The organism is Peribacillus sp. P4_D6, from assembly GCF_056401795.1.
Genome location: NZ_JBFUIQ010000007.1, coordinates 64708 through 85703 on the forward strand (window position 1 = coordinate 64708; position 20996 = coordinate 85703).

The window sequence follows — 20996 nt, forward strand, 5'->3', positions numbered from 1 at the left end:
ATTTAGTAAAAATAAGCTTCATTCTGTTCAGTTGGATCCTGCAAATTGAGCACCTCTTTTAATTTTTAATTCTAACTTGAACTCCCAAAAAAAGGGACAGCCGCCATGGCCGTCCCTTTTTTGCGAATCATTCATCGACTACGATGTTTCCACCATAGAAGGTTACTCTCGTTAATGGTAACTCCAGTTCACGAGCCATTTTTTTCAACTCTCGCTCTTCTCTTTCCGTTACGATTGAAATGACCGTGCCATCTGCACCTGCACGCCCAGTTCTCCCGGATCTATGGATATATTGTTCGATATTGTCAGCCATATCAATATGAACGACCGCAGTAAGGCCTTTAATATCGAGCCCCCTTGCCGCTACATCCGTTGCTATCAGCATCGGGGATTTTCCGGAACGAAGCTTGCGCAGTGCTTTCTCCCTGTCGACTTTATTGGATTCACCGTGAAGCACGCCCATTTCAATACCTTTATAACTCAGCTTTTCATGTAAGACGCTAAGCTCCGCAATATCATTCAGGAAGGCAAGTGCCTTCACATCTTTAAGTCTTGTGATTTTCTCGAGAATCTTGGACTTCTCCCGTCTCTCAACAACAAAGTAAAGATGGTCCACCTTGGATTCCATTTTTTCATTTTTATCGACCTTGATCATTTCGGGTTCATTCATGAATCCCCTGGCCGCTTTTTCCGTTTCCTCTGGCAGGGTTGCTGAAAATACCATGATTTGTCGATCTTTTAGTGTTGTTTTGATAATATTATTGATCGTTCCCATATGCTCTGGAATGATCAATTGGTCTCCTTCATCAAGTACTATCGTCTTAACTTCATGCATCTTCAGTTTCTTTTGGGCAATCAATTCGTAAATCCGCCCCGGTGTTCCAGCAATCACCTGTGGACGCTTCTTCAGTTTGTCCAACTGCCTTTTCACATTAGCACCGCCGATGAATGCTGCACCCATTATGCCGCTTCCCTCTGACCAAATGCGAATTTCTTCATTGATCTGCATGACCAGTTCCCGTGATGATGCCAGGATCAAAGCTTGGGGCGATTTTTTTTCAGGATCAATCTTTTCCAGCAATGGCAGTAAATATGCCAATGTTTTTCCTGTACCTGTCGGTGATTCGGCCATGATATCCTTTCCCTCGACAATCACGGGGATCGCTTTCGTTTGTATCGGGGTAAGTTGTCCGAATCCGGACTTTTTCCAGGCTTCTTGTATATATGGTTTTCTATCGTTTATTAATGCAGGTAATTCGCTCATATCGTTCTCCTTTAATATAAAACTTTTCCTATCTTTCATAGTACCATTTATTCTTGTCCAGTAGCCAACGGAATACGAATTGTAACCGTCGTCCCTTTGTTTATCTCACTTTCAAAATCCATTTCCCCGTGAAGGCGATGAACGATTTTCCGGCAAATTGCAAGCCCGATCCCTGAACCTTTTTCCTTCGTCGAGTAAAAAGGTTCACCAATCCGTTCAAGGCGCTCGGGTCCCATTCCCATGCCATTGTCACTCACGCTGACTACAGCATGTCCATCGATGATTTGCAGCGATATATCAATTTCCCCATTATCTTCGATCGCTTCAATGCTATTCTTGACGATATTGATTACCAACTGTTTAAGTTCAATTGAATCAGCCATAATATAAATCGGTTCGGCGGTTTTAATCCTTAGCCCCATTTCGATATTATTCAAATTCGTTTCTGCTTTCATCAACGTGAATACCTGTTGTAAACTGTCGGCAAGATCGATCCTGCAGAATGCGACATCCTGTTTCTTCCCGAGAACCAAAAGTTCACTTGAAATAATATTGATTCGGTCAATTTCCTTCAACATGATATCAGAATGCAGCGGGTTCACTTCCTGGGTCATATCCATTAACTGTACGAATCCTTTTAAAGATGTCAGCGGATTCCTTATCTCATGTGCGACGGCTGCAGCCAGATGTCCGATAACAGATAGTTTTTCAGACATGATCATTAATTCCTCTTCGCGCCGCAATTCGGTGATATCCCTTACGATGGCATATACTCCAAGCATTTCCGAGTGGACGATGATCGGTAAAAAAGTTACACGGATTATCCGTTGTTCATCACTGCTATTCTGTATGGTCGTTTCGAATTTTACAGCCTCCCCTTGAAGGGACTGTAGAAAGAATTCAGCTACTTTATCACTTTCATTCCAGTTGATGAGATGATTCGCATTCTCGCCTTTCAAATTTTCACTATGATGACCTAACAGTTTTTCTGCTTCCGGGTTTATCGAAACGACATTTCCTTCGAGATTCAGCTCAAGGACACAATCCGGGTTATGCTTGAACAGCGACCGATACTGTTCATCCTTCAGAATGAATTCCTGTTGGGACCTCAGCATTTTCCCCGTCCAATACCTGATTATGAAGTATAGGAAAAGTCCGGTTATGAATATGAACATCCACCCTTTGGAATGTTGAAACATTGCATATATCTGAACATCTGACCTTGCCTGCGTCATAGAGATGTAATCCGTAATGATAATCCATAAGACCCCAATGAATATATATATAAAAGCCACTTTACATGCAATTTTATGAGATTGGTTCATATTTTTTCCTTTGTATTGTTTTTTGGTTTATTATTCCCAAATCACTCAAAAAAAGCCCTCATGTTTTCAACATAAGGACTCTATCGATATTGTAACATATATATAGTAATCATTGTTTTATATCGTTAAAAAATCCAGCAGCATTACTACTGGATTTTCAATAAATCAAGAGAGGTCTTTAATGGCTTGATTGAATTCTTCTTCGATATCTTTTGTAGGCTTGGCCGATAGTAAGCTGAAAACGACCACCGCTATTGAACCTGCGATGAAACCAGGAATGATTTCGTATATTTCAGCAAACCTATCAATCATATCCCAGACGATCACGGTTGCCGTACCGACAATCATTCCCGCCAAGGCTCCCCATTTCGTCATCCGTTTCCAGTACAGGCTTAACAAAATGACAGGACCGAATGCCGCTCCAAAACCAGCCCATGCATAACCAACCAATTTAAGGATCGTACCGCTTGGATTAAAAGCCAATAATAGGGCAATGGCAGATATCGCCAATACACCAAACCGACCTACCAGCACTAATTCCTTATCAGATGCGTTCGGCCGAATGAACTGCTTATAGAAATCATCTGTCAGAGCACTTGCCGATACTAACAGCTGTGATGCAATCGTACTCATGACCGCTGCTAAAATCGCAGCCAACAAGAAGCCTGTAACTAAAGATGGAAACAGTTCTTTAGCTAATATGATGAAGACGGACTCAGCATTCCTATCCCCTAAAGGACTATTTGTCAGGTTAAAATATGCTATCCCTACCAATCCGGTGAACATCGCTCCAACAATAGCAAAAATCATCCATCCCATGCCGATTCGCCGTGCACTTTTCAATTCTTTAACAGATGAGACCGCCATGAAGCGGACGATTATATGAGGCTGCCCGAAATAACCAAGCCCCCATGCCAGAAGAGATATGATGCCAATGGTTGATGTTCCCTCAAAAACATGCAATAAATTCGGGTTAATCGATTTTATTTCATTGAAGGTAGGATCCCAGCCCCCAATATTTACAATCGTGACAACTGGTACTAGAATTAAGGCAATGAACATGATTGTACCTTGTACGAAGTCCGTCCAGCTGACAGCCAGGAATCCGCCAAATAATGTATAAAGAATAACAACGCTTGCCGTCAGCCAGATACCCCACCGGTAATCTAAATTGAAAGCCGTACGGAAAAGCTCACCGCCTGCCACCATGCCTGAAGAGGTATAAAAGGTGAAGAAAATTAAAATGACCGATGCTGATACCACTTTTAAGACGCGGGAGCCATCTTTAAACCGATTTCCCAAAAAGTCGGGAATCGTAATCGAATTGCCGGCAATTTCCGTATATGTCCGAAGCCTTGGTGCCACAAATAACCAGTTTAAATAAGAGCCTGCACACAGGCCGATGACAATCCAGCCTGCACTCAACCCGCTTATGTACATCGCACCAGGAAGACCCATCAACAGCCAGCCACTCATATCGGAAGCCCCTGCACTCAATGCCGTTACAGCCGGCCCCAAGTTCCGGCCGCCAAGCATGTAATCGGTTAAGTTAGCCGTTTTCCGATAGGCCAAATAACCAATTAAAAGCATACCTGCCATGTATATTGCAATTGATATTATAATTCCATATTCCAAAAATGAATCCTCCTATTTATAGGTTAATTTTCATCTTGTAAGCTTATCAGAAAAAAAAACATATGTTAAGAAGTTCTTGCACCTTTCAACGATTTCACTTTCAATATAAGTAAGAAAATTCATTTTATTAGAATAAATCATTTAGGAGGAATACGCCATGCAATCCTATATCAATCAGCCAGATGGAGTCTTTCCCTCTGTTTGTTCTCTTGACTGTCCTGATCAATGCGGTTTACTGCTGCACAAAAAAGATGGGAAAATCATTAAAGTTCAAGGAGACCCTGATCATCCAGTCACAAAAGGGAATATTTGCAACAAAGTCCGCAACATGACTGCCCGCCTATATGACCCCAATCGCTTAAAACAGCCCTTAAAGCGCATCGGTCCGAAAGGAAAAGGGAATTTCGTTCCAATCAGCTGGGAAGAGGCCATTGACACAATCACTTCCAAATGGAAAGACTTGATCGAAATGCATGGACCGGAAAGCATACTTCCTTACAGCTTTTACGGAAACATGGGCAACCTCAGCGCCGAGGGGATGGATCGCCGCTTTTTCCACAAACTCGGCGCAAGCATGCTCGAGCGTTCCATCTGTAATGCGGCAGGCTCAGTCGGATACAGCTATACAATGGGTGGTTCATTCGGCATCGATCCAGAAGAAACGATCCATACGAAGCTATTCATCATGTGGGGCATCAACGCTGTGAGCACAAATATGCACCAAGTGACGCTTGCCCAGCAAGCCCGAAAAAACGGGGCCAAAGTAGTTGTCATTGACGTTCATAAAAACCAAACTGGCAAGTGGGCAGATTGGTTCATTCCGATTCTGCCTGGCACCGATAGTGCACTTGCCCTCGGATTAATGCATATTCTTTATGCCGAGAATCTAGTCGACCAGCCCTTTCTCGATGAATACACAGTGGGTGCTGCTGAATTGCGCGAACATGTCCGCCAATATGACCCTGCCACCGTCTCCGCGATAACTGGCGTTCCCATTGATGACTTATATGAACTTGCCAGGATGTATGGCACCACAAGCCCATCATTCGTTCGGATAGGCAATGGCCTGCAGCACCATGACAATGGAGGCATGGCGGTACGTACCATTGCCTGCCTGCCTGCCCTTACCGGCCAATGGATGGAGGAAGGCGGCGGAGCCATCAAAGGGAATTCAGGATATCTGGCATTTAATATAAATGCCTTAAGACGTCCTGATTTATTGCGAAATAAAGCTACCCGGACCATTAATATGAACCAAATCGGCCAAGCTCTTATGGAAAAAGAAAACCCGATTCGCTCTATGTTTGTATACGGCTCCAACCCAGCACTTGTCGCTCCGAATGCAAATAAGGTGCAGGAAGGTCTAATGCGGGAAGATCTATTCACAGTGGTACATGATCTATTCTTAACCGAAACGGCCATGTTTGCCGACCTCGTCCTTCCTGCCACGTCATCTTATGAAACGGAGGATTTTTATAATTCATATTGGCATAATTACGTCCAAATACAAAAACCTGTAGTCGAAAAATATGGCGAATCGAAATCGAATGTTGAATTGTTCAAACTGTTGGCTGCTGGAATGGGATTTGGGGAACAAGCATTTGGAGATTCAGAGGAAGATATGATACGGCAGGCTCTGGATTTTCCCGACAACCCGCATTTGGAAGGCATCACCTATGACTCCCTTTCAAGGAATCAATTTGTCAAAGCCAAAATGCAGCCGATGTTCCCAGGCAAACTCCCGACACCAAGCGGTAAAATCGAACTTTATTCCGAACGGATGAAGCGGGATGGATTCGAGCCATTGCCCACATATACGCCTATCATAAAAGACAGCGACCTGCCATTTTTATTCATTCCGGCACCTAATCACAATTTCTTGAATTCAACCTTTTCTAATAATGCCAAACATATCTCCATGGAAAAGGAACCGAAACTGCACATGAATGCCGCTGATGCCAAAACAATGGGGATAGCCGCCGGAGATATGGTTAGAATCTGGAACGGTCGCGGTGAATGCTTGCTTACCGCTGCTCCCGGTGAAAATGTGTTACCAGGCGTTCTTGTCAGCCAAGGCTTGTGGCAGAATACGCCCGAAACAAAGCAACACATCAATTCCCTTACCCCAGATCGCCTCGCGGATATGGGTAATGGCGCCGTTTTCTTTTCAGGACGGGTTGATCTTGAAAAAGTCCAACAATAGTAAAGAAATATTTAGCAATCTTTGAATATATCTGCGGTTTTCGGATTATATCTCCGATTTTCGGCTTTTTATCTGCGTTTCTGGGATTATATCTCCGATTTCGGATTTTTATCTGCGATTCTCGGATTATATCTCCGATTTCGGATTTTTATCTACGATTCTCGGATTATATCTCCGATTTCGGATTTTTATCTCCGATTCTCGGATTATATCTCCGATTCCATAGAAAAAAGGCTGTTCCCCAAGGAACAGCCTTTTTTCGTCAAGCTATTTACTCTTCATCAAACCAGCCTGTTGGCTGGATATCCAAGTTATTATTGATTTGCTTCACTTCAGTGTAAGCTTCGTAACCGAAAGTTCCCAGTTCGCGTCCATTTCCACTTTGCTTGAACCCTCCCCAAGGAGCTTCGTTATAAGTCGGATGATATGAGTTTATCCACGTGATGCCGGCACGCACTTTTTTAATGACACGGTACGCTTTTGAGATATCATTCGTGAACACCGCTCCCGCTAAACCATATTTCGTATCATTGGCAAGTCGAAGAGCTTCCGCTTCATCCTTGAACTTTTGAACGACAAGCACCGGTCCAAAAATTTCTTCCTGTACAATCCGCATATCCGGTGTCGTATCAACAAAAATAGTAGGTTCGACAAAGTAACCTTTATCCATGCCTTCTTCTTTAATTCGATTTCCACCGACGATTAATTTGGCACCTTCTTCTTTTCCGATTTGGATATATGATAATATTTTGTTCATATGGGCTTCTGAAACGATAGGTCCCATCTGGCTGTTTTCATCAGAACCTGAACCTACTTTGATTTTTTTCGCCTTCGCAGTAAGACTTGCAATGAACTGATCGTAAATGGACTCTTCCAATAGTAAACGGGAGCCTGCTGAGCACACTTGTCCTTGATTACAGAAAATCCCGTATAGAGCATAATCAACTGCGGTCTCAAAGTCAGAATCCGCAAATACGATATTAGGCGATTTGCCGCCGAGCTCCAATGTGACTTTCTTTAGGTTACCCAGCGAAGCCTCCATGATCTTACGTCCTGTTGCCGTGCCTCCTGTAAAGGCTACTTTATCGATTTCCTCATGCTCTGCAATGGCTTGTCCGACAACTGGCCCCGCTCCTAACACAAGATTCGCAACACCTTTTGGCAATCCTACCTCATCCATGATTTCAAATAGTTTGACCGCCGTCACCGGAGTGACCTCAGATGGTTTGAACACAACGGAATTTCCTGCAGCAAGCGCCGGAGCAAGTTTCCAGGCTGACATCATTAGTGGGAAATTCCAAGGAACGATCTGCCCGCATACACCGATCGGTTCCCTTACGACCATCGCTTGCTGGCCGTCAGGAACTTCAAAAGTCTGACCTGTCGGTTTTGTGGCCAACCCTGCATAATATCTAAAACATGCTGCCGAATCAGCTATATCAAAACGAGCCTCACGCAATGGTTTCCCATTATCCAATGTTTCCAACGCAGCTAGTTCTTCAGCTTTTTCTTCTATTTTGTCGGCTATTTTGAATAAAATGCGAGCTCTTTCGACGGCAGGAGTTCCCCACCAACCACCTTCATAGAAAGCATATTTTGCTGCCTCGACCGCTGCATCCACATCTTCCTGTGTTCCTTCCGCTGCTTTGGCAATAACTTCCCCCGTGGCCGGATTCAATACATCCCTCTTCTCACCCGAAGTCGAATTCACCCATTCCCCATTGATGAACATCTTTAAGTCCAATGCTCCCGTTCCTTCTTTTTTCGTATTATTTTGCAAAGTTTCCTGCATGTAATTTCCTCCTCTGTTTTAAGTTATCTACCTATATATAAATATGAGCAAGATTCATGCCAGTTTGAAATTTTAGGTAACTCACGTTTTATTGCCCTTTCCAGTCATATTTAAATTCAGTCGTGAATTACCTATTCATTTTTGCATAATTCATAGGCAAAACTTCTTCCAAGTTTCACAGAAAAAAAGAGATGAGCAGCTGCTCACCTCTCTTCTGATTAATTCCGATTAATAATGACCAATTTCATTTCCGTCATTTCTTCAATGGCATATTTCAATCCTTCGCGCCCAGTCCCGCTTTTTTTGACTCCGCCATATGGCATGTTGTCAACACGGTAAGTTGGGATATCATTAATAATGACACCGCCGACTTCCAATTTTTCTGCGGCAGAAAGAGCTAGATTGATATTTTCTGTGTAAATCCCGGCCTGCAATCCGAATTCGGAATCATTGACAAAGTCAATCGCTTCCTCCACGGAAGAAACCTTATTGATCAAAACTATTGGAGCGAAGACCTCCTGGCAAGATACCTTAAGCATGGCATCCACTTCCAGCAACACAGTGGGATGCAGGATATTACCTTCAGATTTACCTCCTGCTGCAACTATCGCCCCGTGTTGTTTAGCTTCACCGATCCAATCTAGGCTTCTCTGTACATCCCCGGCGCTGATCAATGCTGAAATATCCACAGACGGGTCCAAAGAATCTCCCAGTTTCAAGCCATTCGTTGCTTCCGTGAATTTTTTGACGAACTCATCATACACCTCTTCATGAACATAAGCGCGCTGTAAGGAAATGCAGACCTGTCCTTGAAAAGCGAATGCTGCCGATACACAGCGTTGGATGATTTTATCAATATCGATCCCTTTATCCACGATGACAGCCGCATTCGAACCTAGTTCAAGACTCACTTTCTTTAACCCGGCCTTATTACGGATCCCGATTCCTACAGCCGGACTTCCTGTAAATGAGATGCTCTTCACCCGTGAATCGGTGACTAATTTATCACCGATTACCGAACCGCTTCCAGTAACTAAATTAAACGCACCTGCCGGCAAATCCGTTTCGGCCAATAATTCAGCAAGAAATAGTGAAGATAGCGGTGTTTGGCTCGCAGGTTTCAGGACGAGTGTATTTCCGGCAGCAATGGCCGGGCCCACCTTATGGGCAACCAGGTTCATCGGAAAATTAAATGGCGTAATCGCACCCACAACGCCTAGAGGCTCACGGACCGTGTATCCTATCCTTCCTTCTCCGTCAGCTGTGGCATCCATCGTCAATGTTTCTCCATGAATCCTTTTTGCTTCCTCTGCTGCAAATTTATATGTGGCAATCGTCCGGGATACTTCAACCATTGCCGTTTTAATCGGTTTCGCTGCCTCTTTTGCAATAATTTCAGCTGCCTCATCTTTGCGGCTTTCCAAAAGGCTCGCAAGCTTTTCAAGTATGGCAGCGCGTTTATGACTAGGTAAAGCTGCCATCGTTTTTCTAGCTTGATAGGCTGATTCTATGGCCAACTCGACATCTTCAAGGCTTGCCGAGGGAATCTCCGCTAGGACCTCCCCGCTATAAGGGGACTTTAGTGTCGTGAACTTTTCAGCTTCTTGCCATTTACCATTAATGTATAATTTCTTTTTCAGCGTTTCCGTCATGACCATCACTTTCACCTCTTATAAAATTTCTTTTTCGACTGCAGTAAATGTCTCATCAAGGATTTCAATCATTCTTTCGACTTCTGCTTTAGTAATGATTAAAGGCGGTGCGAATACGAGTGTATCTTGATCAAACGTAACTGAACGGCAAATCAAACCATTCTTCGCAGCTTCAGCAACAAGTCTTGGAGCAAGCTGTGTCTCAAAGCCTTCACCTGTTTGTTTGTCCTTTACGATGGAGATGCCCCCAATTAGTCCAAGTGCCCTCACATCACCAACAATCGGATGTTTGCTTTGGAGCTTCTTAAAGCCGGCAAGCAACTCTTCACCACGCTGTTTCGAGTTTTCTATAAGGTTTTCACGTTCAATTATTTCAATATTTTTCAAAGCAACCGCACATGCCATCGGATGGCCACTGTATGTGTAGCCGTGTAAAAGCGTACCTTTTGAAAGGGCAATGAAATCCTGATGCATCTTATCATTCAGGACGACCCCGCCTAACTGTGCATATCCGCTCGTCACACCTTTTGCAAAGCACATCATGTCAGGCACAACACCAAAGTGTTCAATCCCAAAATAAGTCCCTGTTCTTCCGAAACCTGTAATGACTTCATCCGTCACCATCAAAATGCCGTATTCATCACAAATTTCCCTTACTTCCTTAAAATAGCCTTCAGGAGGAAGGTTCACGCCACCGGCCCCTTGAATCGGTTCAGCGATAAAGGCCGCAATCGTTTCCGGTCCTTCCTGTTCTATGACCTTACGCAACTCCTCAATGGAGGAACCGTCCACATGATAAAAATCAGGTGCGATTGAATTCGTGAAATCCCGGAACGGCTTCAGGCCAGTCGCACTTGTAGCTCCCATTGCCACTCCATGATAGGATTTCGAGCGGGAAATGATTTTTTGACGATTAGGCTGCCCTTTCAAAAGCCAGTAATGACGAGCAAGTTTGATCGCCGTATCATTCGACTCCGATCCACCTGAAGTGAAGAAAACTGCATTCAAATCCCCAGGCGCGATGGATGCGATTTTGGCCGCCAAACGGATTGCCGGCTCATTGCTGAAAGTGGCGAAACTTGAGGTGAAAGCTAATTTGGCCATTTGTTCCTTCGCGACTTCAGCCATCTCTTCTTGTCCATGTCCAATATTCACATTCCAAAGTGAAGCCATGCCATCAATGACAGTCCTGCCCGTGACATCCGTAAGATATATTCCCTTCCCTTCCTTAAAGATGAAACTTGGACCATCTGCCTGCTGCTGTTCGATTGCCGTGGTCGGATGAATAAAATGCTTTTTATCCAAATCGATTAATTCCTGAATACTCGTAGTCTCTTTAATCATGTAAAAAACACCCTTCTCATGTAATGGATTTTTTCAAGCTAGTTTATTTTTATATTTATAGATGTAGCAAGATGCATGCCAAATTATATGAGCCTGATATTAAAGGTATTCAAGTTAAAACGATTCATATATAAATCAATAGGAGTATGTGTTGATTCATATATAAATCATTTGATTCACATCCGAATCGTTCAACTCCCATTCATTTGATTAACTACTGAATGACAAGCATTTTTTTGAATCCCCCTCTTTATTTCTAATTGATGTTACAAAACCTGACACACAATATTGAATTTTCGGAAGATTTGTATTATTATCATGTTAATATTTTTTCATTCCTTTTGAGCCGCTATGTTAATCTAAATGAAAGAAGTTGATATATATGCAGGTAGGATTTGAACTGTACCAAAAACAAACCTTGAAGTTGTCATTAACCCCTGAATTACAGCAATCGATCAATATCCTTCAATATTCCACCCATGAACTGATAGATTTCCTGAACCGACAGGCTTACGAAAATCCCGTTCTCGAAATTAGCTTTAAAGAACCCCCCTCATCGCACAGTATTCGTACAAATAAAATAAATTCTCAGATACGCGGTTCTTCCTCTAAAAGTAAAGGTTTCAACGGAGACAATGATTACAACCCTATCAACAATCATTCAGTCAGCACAGAAACACTTGAAAGGCATTTACTGGAACAATTGAGTTTACTAAGTTCATTGAATGCATTTGAAAAGAAGATTCTCCAATTTTTGATTGGTAACTTAAATGATTATGGATTTCTAGAATTGGATGTCCATTGGACTGCTTCGCATTTTTCCGTACCCGTGGAAGAAATCGAAAATATGATTCAAATATTGCAATCCCTTGACCCAATTGGAGTCGGTGCTAAAGATCTGACCGAATGTTTACTCATTCAGCTGCGTGAGCATGAGAATCACAATGAATTGGCGTATAAGATCGTTAAAAAGCACTTAGAAGATTTAGCAGAAAAACGCTACAGAAAAATTGCCGCCCTTCACCAAGTGACCGTTCAGGAAGTACAAGAGGCCTCGGATTTCATCCGTACGTTAAACCCGCGTCCTGTCAGTCACTTTTCCGTTGATATGACTCATTACATCGTTCCGGACGTTTACGTGGAAAAAGATAAAGAAGGTTTTCTGATAACGGTCAACGATAGCTGTACACCTAAACTTTCCATCAATCCTTACTACAAGAACCACGTCGCCATCAATTCTGTTAATCCAGCTAAAGATTATATAAAAGGGCACATAAATGATGCCCAATTACTGTTAAAAGGGATCGAACAAAGGCAAATGACGCTTTACAAAGTGACCGCGTCAATCGTGGAGGAGCAGCATGAGTTTTTCATGAAGGGAATTACAGGATTAAAACCTATGACACTGAAGGATATTTCGGGAAAACTTCAGCTTCATGAATCAACGATCAGCAGGGCGACGAGCAATAAATATATCCAGACGCCGCATGGCCTCTTTAAACTAAGGAACTTCTTTACTAGAGGGTTACACCGCGTGAACAGCCCAGCAACCGAATCAACGGCCACCATCAAAGAAAAAATAAAGGTCCTGATTGCCGATGAAGATAAAATAAAGCCTTTTTCAGATCAGAAACTTTGTCAAATATTCGAAAATGAAGGGACGAAGATCTCCCGCCGCACTATTGCAAAATACCGTGAAGACCTCGGTATACCGGGATCTTCAAAACGGCGCAGATTTTAAAATCAAACCGAATTTTTAAGAAGACTCTTACAAATGAGAATCCATTGTAAGAGTCTTCTATATTTTCCACCCCTGAACCAGGGGCTTAATAAACAGTTTTGGAATCATAATATATCGGTTTATTTATTCCCCCATTTATCCTCGAAAATAAGTTCATCCATCAGCCTTCTTTTTTCCCAATTAGCAAGTTCAAGAATCGGTTTATCCGGATATTGATCCGTATAGCCAACCGACAGGAGTGCAACAGGTTCTATATGCGGCGGAATCTCCAAAATATCACGAATATCATTTTTCTTATAAAAGCTTACCCATCCCATTGCCAACCCTTCCGCATAGGCAGCCAGCCACATATTTTGAATGGCGCAGGCAGTGGATAGGATATCGGTTTCCGGAATGGAGTTCCTCCCTAAAACATGGGAGCCCCCCCGTGTCGGGTCGCATGTAACACAAATGGTATATGGTGCTTCTTTTAACCCTTCCACTTTCAAACTAAGAAACTTATTTTCTTTACCTCCTTCATAATGAATGGCGAGGGCCCTTCTTTCTTTATCCGCTGCCCATGCCAAACTGTTCTTGGTTTCCTGAGACGAAATCACGATGAAACTCCAAGGCTGCATGAATCCTACAGACGGCGCATGATGTGCAGCATCCAAAATTCTGCGGAGTATATCCTTTGAAATGGGCTTTGACAAAAAACTCCTGATATCCCTACGGTTATAAATGGCTTTATATACGGCAGCTTGTTCTTCATTAGTAAACATAGTTTCCCCCCTATTTCCGGCTCCCCGGAAATTTATCTAAACATACAATATATTTTATAGGTAAACCCTTACAATTAAAATATCCTCTGGCTCAGCTCATTCCGTCCACAACAAGATCCGCTCTTTCTTGAGGCCTTTGCACACCCACATAGAGATCTTCATGAACCATCCAATTATCCTCCCACATTTGACGCGCATCTTCACCATCCCGCTCAAGGCCACGTTTCAAACGCTGATCACGGGGACATTCCACCCAAATCGTGAAATCATGGTACCCTGCCAATTCTTTACGGATTGAATACGTTCCTTCTATAATCACAAGGCCCCCAGCAGGAACTTCATGCCATTCGGCCATAGTGTCCGTTTCCCAATCATACCTTTGATATCTTGCTTCCTTCCCCTTTGTAAGCGGTTTTAGGATTTGGTTACAAACCCGTTCCCAATCATAATCCGCCCCGATAGGCTTTTGGGATGGAGGCAGTTGAACCCTTTCCGATGACGGCAAATAAAAATCATCCATATGAACGGCCACGCTACCTGGACATTCTGCTTGGATACGGGCAGCGAGTGTACTTTTTCCAGATCCGCCCCGGCCATCTATGGCCAATATATAGAGTGAGCGTTTTTTGGAAATTTCGTGAATTTCAGCTATAAGACTGCTGATCGTATACTGTCCATTAAGTGTTGGAAAGTTCATAAGCATTCCCCCCTATATACTTATTTCTATTAATCCTCCCTTAAACTCCTTCCTTGAGGGGGATAATTTAAAAAAATAAGAAGAAGGTGCTGACATTGAATAAAAACCAATTTGCCCCCAGCTTCATGTCTGATTAAAGAAACAGAGGAGGAAAAGGGCCCCTTTCCCTCCACTTATGGAGAAACTGTCTACGATCAAACGGCTAGGACTTTCCATGTAATGGAATTGAAAACTTCTTGTTATAGACATATACATCGGAGAAAGGCCTTCGAATGTTCGAATGCCGTCTTGATTCAATGTTATATAATGACCATCGAATTGAATACTCCATTCGGATCTTCGTTTGAAACCTGATCGGGTCAGCAAATAAAATGGCTTAGCGGCATTATGCTGCCAATTGGGACTTGCCGAAGAAAATGATTTGGCTTTTTCTCGCAGATCCTGAACTTCAACTTAGCCTTCCATGGATACTAATGGCCGCTTCCCAATAGGTTTTCCTGTTCTGCGAGCATTACGGCTATCTTATCCTGGATTGCCGTAATGCCTTTTTCTTCTACAAAATTATTCAAGATGATTGAAAATATGATTTTTTCCCCTCTTTTGGTCGTCACATAACCTGATAAGGAGCTCGTACCTGAAATTGTCCCTGTTTTCGCGCGGACATTCCCGGCTGCAAGTGTCCCTTTCATCCTCTTTCTAAGAGTACCGCCCACCATCCGATTTTCGTTTCCTGCAATCGGTAAAGCATTCAAGTAAGCAGGAAACCACGTTTTTTCCTGAATGGCATACAGCAGCTTCGTTATTTCATTCGCTGGAATCATATTGACTTGGGAAATTCCAGACCCATCACGCATCATGATCGTTTGCATATCGAGACCCATACTCTTCAGCTGATTTCGAGCAACCTTCAAACCATCCTTCCAGCTTCCCTCCCCATCTGCCTCTTTGCCCATTTCCTTCACCAAAACCTCGGCATGGCTGTTATTGCTCAATTTCATGAAAGGAATAAGCAGCTGTGAAAGCTGCATGGACTGATGAGCGGCAATCATATGTGCTCCTACTGGCGTTTTCCCTTTTTTCCTTTTTCCCAACACTTTAATTCCATATTTCTTCATTGATTTTTCAAATAGGCTCAAGGCATATTCTGTGGGATCTTCCACCGAGACCCACTCTTTGGTCACCCCGGCATCTTCCGGAATGGTCCCGGTCACCGTAATGACTTGTGTGCCATGAGACCGTTCGATTTCAATCTTATTATTAGCATCTGCCGATACAGTTTTCGTTTTGTTGATGACCTTCACGTGATCGGTTTCAGGCTCCAGCTTTACCGTTGCCCTCTTTCCAGCCTTTTCCCCAGGAGCTAACTCCACGATGATGGTACCGGTATCGTAATCTTCATTCGGGGAAGCAGTTAAAGCCGAAACGGCTGCACCGTAATATTCCTGTTCATCGCCCCAAACTAAGTCTTGAGAATAACGAACATCATCATACCAAGAATCGTCCCCTATAAGATCCCCGTGAACGAACTTGACTTGCCTTTGCTTCAGTGAAGCTGCCAGCGCATCAAAATCCTTTTCCAATAATGTGGGATCCCCTTTTCCCTTCAGGTATACATTGCCCTGCAGAACATGGCCAACCTGCACTCCTTTTATGTATAGTTCCGTTTGAAAAGTATGATCTTCCCCTAAAGTTTCCAGCGCAGCTGCTGCTGTCAAAAGCTTAAGATTCGAAGCAGGCCGCAATCTCGTTTGCGATCCCCGTTCATAAATCATTTCCCCCGTTTCAGCTGAACGGATGGAAATTCCCGTCAACGCCCCAGCCAATCCTGGCGATTGCTCCAATATTCGTTGAATTTCCTGCCCTAGGTTTCCATCATCATTCGCAGCCTGCATCGACTCTCCATTAAAAAAACAAATCAAAAACAGGAAGAATATAAAACTCAACTTCCTTTTATACGTCAAACCTATCACTCCCACTCTAGAAACTCACCACTTCTATCTTGTCCATTTTTCGGTCATATAAAAAGAAAAGATCCACTAGAAAACTCCTTATTTATACATACTCGGGAAACTGCAGGATTATTCGCCCGCCACTCCATGGCATGGGCTGCATAATTTCTATACATATACCTATCATAGGGAACTTTTTTGCAAGATAATCCGTATAAGTATATAGACATAGTAAGGAGTGAATATATGTATTCCAAGATACAGCCACCAACGAAGAAAATATCCAAAGAATCAGTGAAGGTGTGGCGGATAACTGAAGCCATTACCAATCTCATTATCCTCGCCGTCCTTGGCCTCCTATTATTTGTTGATGATTATTTCACTTGGAAAGAATGGATTGGATGGATTTTAAACGGACTTATCGTATTATCTTTTTTCCATGCTATCTGGTCCATCTTCATTGAACCGATACTTTTGCAAAAGTATTGGCGATACGACGTGAACGAAGAATTCATTCAAACAAAACGTGGAGCCTGGAATGAAACGCATGAACTCATTCCGATGACGAAGGTTCAATCCGTCAAATTGAACCAAGGACCGTTTTTGCGAAAATACAACCTTTATTCCCTAAGCATCGGAACAATGGGCGACTCTCATGACATACCGGCCATCCCCGAGAAAGAGGCGTATGAATTACGAGATAAAATTGCCCATTTCGCAAAAATTAAGGAAGTGGATTAATGATGGAAGAACACGTAAAACGATTACACCCTTTCAAAATCCCTTTCGAATTTTGGAAATTGCTGAAAGGAAATGTATTTTTCATAATCATGCTTTATGTCCTGAATTTCGGTTCTGAAAAGATGTATATGAAGGTACTCCAAATCGGCTTTCTAGTTTATTTGGTTTGGAAAGTCATTTCTGTCATCCTTAGATGGTATACATACAAATACCAAATCAAAGAAGGTACCTTATACATCACTTCAGGGCTTGTCTCGAAATCGTATCGAACTGTCCCGCTTCATAAGGTTCAGAATGTCCAGCAACGCACGACGTTATTTCATAAGATTTTCAGATTGACCTCTTTAACATTTGAAACGGGGATGACTGGTGATCAGGGTAGCGTACCTTTCGAGATGATTTCCCGAAAAGAAGCCGAACGGCTTGAGGGGGAATATGCCTCAAAACAGGAACTTCCGGTTATTGAAGCGGATATTTCCGAAGAACGAATTGCTGAGGATATGGAACCAGCCATTGAAAAAACGATCCATTTCACTCCAAGCAAACATGATGTGCTGAAAGCTTCCTTTACATCACTCAGTTTCCTGGCTCTTATTCCGATATTGGCTACGTTATATAATACACTCGATGATTTTATTGATTTGGAGAATGCCGAAGGGTTACTTGCCAAGTTATTGGATACATGGTGGATCATTACCATCGTTATTGCAGGCCTCATATGTTTCGCCGTTGCCTTCGGAATCGTTTCCACATTCATTAAATATGGAAAATATGAAATTTCATCCGATCACGAGCGCATATATATCAAGAAAGGTGTACTGGACGAATCCGCTTTTTCCATTCGGAAAGAAAAAGTACAAGCAGTCGAAATCACCCAATCAATCATTAAAAGAGTGCTGGGGTTGGCAGAAGTGAAACTGATCAGTGCAGGAAGCACCGGTGATGAAGAGCTGGAAACGAACACCCTCTATCCTTTTTTATCAATTGAACGGGCATACGGGATGGTAGAAGAGATTTTACCAGCTTACAAAGTGGAACGATCAATGAGGTCACTATCGAAACAGGCCTTCAAAATCCGAATGCTGCGGCCTAGCTTTTTCTGGATTCTCACAACATTGGCGATTTATTATTTCAAACCCTCCCTATGGTATATCTCGCTGATTCTACTCGTCCTCATTTATACATTGAGAATAATGGATTACAAAAATAGCCGTTACTTGTTAAATGATGAGTTCATTCAGTTCAAATCCGGAAGTTTGGAAACATCACTATTCATTACCAAAAGAAGCAAGGTCATTCAAATTGAGGTGGAACGTTCGAAGCTGCAAAAGTTTTTCGGGCTTGCCACAATTGAAACGATCAACCGCTCCAAGCCTGTACACCATACAAAGCTCCAAGATGTATCCGTTGAATATGCAGACGAGTTTTACACATGGTATATGGACAGGACAAAAAATATCCAATTCGAATAGTATTCAATGAATGAAAGAGTTGACCATGGCAGTCAGCTCTTTTTTTATCCACTATATTCCCCCCCTTCCCACCTTTGCACTTCACGACAAAATTAATATTGGAATTTTCTAACTTGTCCCTTCAAAAAAAGCGAAAGAAGACCGAAATATCAAATAGAAGTCAAAATTAATTAGAAGTATATAAGGAGAATTTTACAGATGAAAAGACTGACAGACTGGTATTTTAATTCGCTAAAAAAACAAATATTGATTCCCTTTTTAGCTTTCATCATGATAAGCGGAATGGCCATTTCCTACATGAGCTATAAAAATAGTATCGAGTTGACGACCCAGGAAATTACCGGATCGACGGAAGAACAAGTCAAGTCAATGAACGATTCTTTCGAGACCTTCTTTCAAAAAACGGAAAACCAATTGGATAGAATCAGTAAATATCCTATTATGGTTTCTTATGATAAGAACCTCGAATCCATAATGGATGAATTTTCTTATACGCAAACCAGTAACTCTGAAATAAATGGTATATATCTCGGCACAGAGAAGGATGGAAAAGCATTTATATTCCCAGAAACTGAATTGCCGGCTGACTACGACCCAAGACAGAGGGATTGGTATCAATCCGCATTAAAACAAAAAAACAAGACCATTTGGACGGAACCTTATACTGATCAGGCTACGAATGAACTTGTCATTACGGCAGCAAAGGCCATATATGATGATCGAGATGAATTAATAGGCGTGCTAGGTGTCGACATCTCGATCGATACATTGATCACGATGGTCAATCAAACGAAATTCGGCGAAACGGGCTATACGGTTTTGCTTGATCAGAAAGGGGCATTCGTTACACATCCAGACAAGGAAAAAATTCAACAGGATATATCAAAGGAAAATATTTTCAAAAAAATGAAAGGTGAATCCGGATCAATGATCGAGGAATTTGAAGGGAAGAGCCGGATCGTCGGATACGCCACAAATCCTACCACCGGATGGAGAATAGCAGGGGTAATGGAGGAAAATGAAGTGAAAGTACGGGCAAGCCCGATGATAGTCGAAAATGTCATCACACTGTTGATTGTCTTTACCGTCACTGCACTATCTGCCATCTTCATCACCCGTTCTTTAACGAATCCCATTAAAAAGCTGCAGGAATCCATACGGAAAATGGCTGACGGCGATTTCACCTCCTGGAATTCCATTTCCAGAAAAGATGAGCTTGGCCAACTTGCAGAAGACATCAGCTTAATGACCAGGAATATGAGTCATATGTTAGGGGTTGTCAACAACCTTTCCGATAAAGTATCGGATTCCTCCATGACGCTAGTGGCCAGTGCCGATGAAAATTCAGCGGCAGCTAACGAAGTGGCCATGACGATGGAACAAATAGCAGCCGGTGCCATAGACCAAATCGAAGTCGGGCAGAATAACGAAATGGCCGTAAAGCTATTGGCTGACAAAATCAATGATCTTGAAGCGCAAACGGGAAAAATGGCCACGGAATCCGAAAATATGTTCAAGGCTTCCGAAAACGGAATCACTCAAGTACAAGGCCTGAAACAACAATTCAATGAAACGTCCCAGATATCCAATAAGATGAGCACGGCAGTCAAATCATTGGATGCACGATCCAATGATATCAGTGCGATCGTAAAAATCATAAGCGGAATTGCAGGACAAACGAATTTACTCGCCCTGAATGCTGCCATCGAAGCAGCGAGGGCTGGTGAACAAGGAAAAGGGTTTGCTGTTGTTGCCGATGAAGTGAAGAAATTGGCCGAACAAACGGAAAAATCACTGAAAGAAATCTCCGAAATCATTCAAGCCATGCAAACAGATACAACCAATACCGTTCATTTGATTGGTCAAGTCAATCAAAAAATCCATCTTCAGGATACTTCTGTAACGGATACGGAAAATGCTTTCAGTCACATTGCATCCATCATCACGACCACATTCAGCAATTTTGACGAAATAAAAGAGATGATGAACGATATGGTAAACGAGGTCACACGGATGGCGGGCAATGCAGAAAAATTAAATTCAATCAGTCAGGAAACTGCGGCAGGAACTGAAGAAGTATCAGCTTCCGCAGAACAAACGAATGCTTCCATGGAACAATTAAATGCCCTGGCTAGTGAATTGGATGCCCTATCCCAGGAAATGCACAAAGAAATAAAGAAATTCACATTCTAATCAAAAAAAGGACGGTCCCCTAAGGGATCCGTCCTTTCAGACTGTAGACAAACTCGATGAAAATCGAGTTTGTCTATTTTTTATGGCTTGTACAATTTGGACGTTGATTTCCACTCTAGGCACTCGCTTTCCGCGGGCGGTCGGGGAGCCTCCTCGGCTTTCGCCTGCGGGGTCTCCCCTAGACGCGCTTTTCCCGCAGGAGTCTCGTACCTTCCGTTCCAATCAAC

General features: G+C 42.7%; 14 protein-coding genes. 5 read left to right on the forward strand and 9 right to left on the reverse strand.

Translation table 11 applies throughout. The annotated features are described in order from the left end of the window. Positions 1–127 precede the first annotated feature (127 nt). The 3 genes from AC1DVB_RS04750 to putP all read right to left on the reverse strand — a co-directional run bounded on the left by AC1DVB_RS04750 (position 128) and on the right by putP (position 4224). A complete protein-coding gene (locus tag AC1DVB_RS04750) occupies positions 128–1264 on the reverse strand; it encodes a DEAD/DEAH box helicase (RefSeq protein ID WP_057278610.1) in 1137 nt (378 codons plus the stop codon). Between the two features lie 47 nt (positions 1265–1311). Continuing rightward, positions 1312–2379 (reverse strand): ATP-binding protein, encoded by a 1068-nt coding sequence (locus AC1DVB_RS04755; RefSeq protein WP_477588343.1) that lies wholly within the window; start codon positions 2377–2379, stop codon positions 1312–1314. A 375-nt stretch (positions 2380–2754) separates the two neighbouring features. Continuing rightward, on the reverse strand, positions 2755–4224 hold the full coding sequence (gene putP, locus AC1DVB_RS04760; RefSeq protein ID WP_057278608.1) for a sodium/proline symporter PutP: 1470 nt from the start codon (positions 4222–4224) through the stop codon (positions 2755–2757). Positions 4225–4381: 157 nt separating this feature from the next. Between putP and AC1DVB_RS04765 the strand changes: the two genes are divergently transcribed. Further along, positions 4382–6427 carry a molybdopterin oxidoreductase family protein gene (locus tag AC1DVB_RS04765; RefSeq protein WP_057278607.1) on the forward strand — a complete coding sequence of 682 codons (2046 nt, stop codon included), beginning with the start codon at positions 4382–4384 and terminating at the stop codon, positions 6425–6427. 271 nt (positions 6428–6698) lie between these two features. Here the strand turns inward: AC1DVB_RS04765 and AC1DVB_RS04770 are convergent, their stop codons facing one another. The 3 genes from AC1DVB_RS04770 to AC1DVB_RS04780 form a co-directional block, all read right to left on the reverse strand. Beyond that, entirely contained in the window at positions 6699–8219 is a 1521-nt protein-coding gene (locus AC1DVB_RS04770; protein ID WP_063577441.1) for an aldehyde dehydrogenase family protein, read from the reverse strand. Positions 8220–8437: 218 nt separating this feature from the next. Then, positions 8438–9871, reverse strand: a complete 1434-nt coding sequence (locus AC1DVB_RS04775) for an aldehyde dehydrogenase family protein (RefSeq protein ID WP_034306540.1) — start codon at positions 9869–9871, stop codon at positions 8438–8440. Between the two features lie 18 nt (positions 9872–9889). Continuing rightward, a complete protein-coding gene (locus AC1DVB_RS04780) occupies positions 9890–11215 on the reverse strand; it encodes an aminotransferase family protein (protein ID WP_048685056.1) in 1326 nt (441 codons plus the stop codon). 382 nt (positions 11216–11597) lie between these two features. On the opposite strand from AC1DVB_RS04780, the gene rpoN reads away from it, so the two are divergent. Continuing rightward, positions 11598–12956: an RNA polymerase factor sigma-54 gene (gene rpoN / locus AC1DVB_RS04785; protein ID WP_454862348.1), complete on the forward strand. Its 1359-nt coding sequence runs from the start codon at positions 11598–11600 to the stop codon at positions 12954–12956. Between the two features lie 119 nt (positions 12957–13075). On the opposite strand, the gene bluB is transcribed toward rpoN, so the two are convergent. The 3 genes from bluB to dacB form a co-directional block, all read right to left on the reverse strand. Further along, the gene (gene bluB, locus AC1DVB_RS04790; protein WP_098186482.1) at positions 13076–13717 is read right to left on the reverse strand and encodes a 5,6-dimethylbenzimidazole synthase; all 642 of its coding nucleotides are present in this window, start codon (positions 13715–13717) and stop codon (positions 13076–13078) included. Positions 13718–13808: 91 nt separating this feature from the next. After that, a complete protein-coding gene (locus AC1DVB_RS04795) occupies positions 13809–14414 on the reverse strand; it encodes a uridine kinase family protein (protein WP_095678673.1) in 606 nt (201 codons plus the stop codon). Between the two features lie 470 nt (positions 14415–14884). Then, on the reverse strand, positions 14885–16306 hold the full coding sequence (gene dacB, locus AC1DVB_RS04800; RefSeq protein ID WP_477588353.1) for a D-alanyl-D-alanine carboxypeptidase/D-alanyl-D-alanine endopeptidase: 1422 nt from the start codon (positions 16304–16306) through the stop codon (positions 14885–14887). A 303-nt stretch (positions 16307–16609) separates the two neighbouring features. Here dacB and AC1DVB_RS04805 point away from each other — a divergent pair, with 303 nt between their 5' ends. The 3 genes from AC1DVB_RS04805 to AC1DVB_RS04815 all read left to right on the forward strand — a co-directional run bounded on the left by AC1DVB_RS04805 (position 16610) and on the right by AC1DVB_RS04815 (position 20769). Further along, on the forward strand, positions 16610–17104 hold the full coding sequence (locus AC1DVB_RS04805; protein WP_063577446.1) for a PH domain-containing protein: 495 nt from the start codon (positions 16610–16612) through the stop codon (positions 17102–17104). Further along, entirely contained in the window at positions 17104–18576 is a 1473-nt protein-coding gene (locus AC1DVB_RS04810) for a PH domain-containing protein (protein ID WP_477588348.1), read from the forward strand. The genes AC1DVB_RS04805 and AC1DVB_RS04810 overlap by 1 nt, the downstream gene beginning before the upstream one ends. Positions 18577–18774: 198 nt before the next feature. Continuing rightward, a complete protein-coding gene (locus tag AC1DVB_RS04815) occupies positions 18775–20769 on the forward strand; it encodes a methyl-accepting chemotaxis protein (protein WP_477588350.1) in 1995 nt (664 codons plus the stop codon). The last annotated feature ends 227 nt before the right edge of the window (positions 20770–20996 follow it).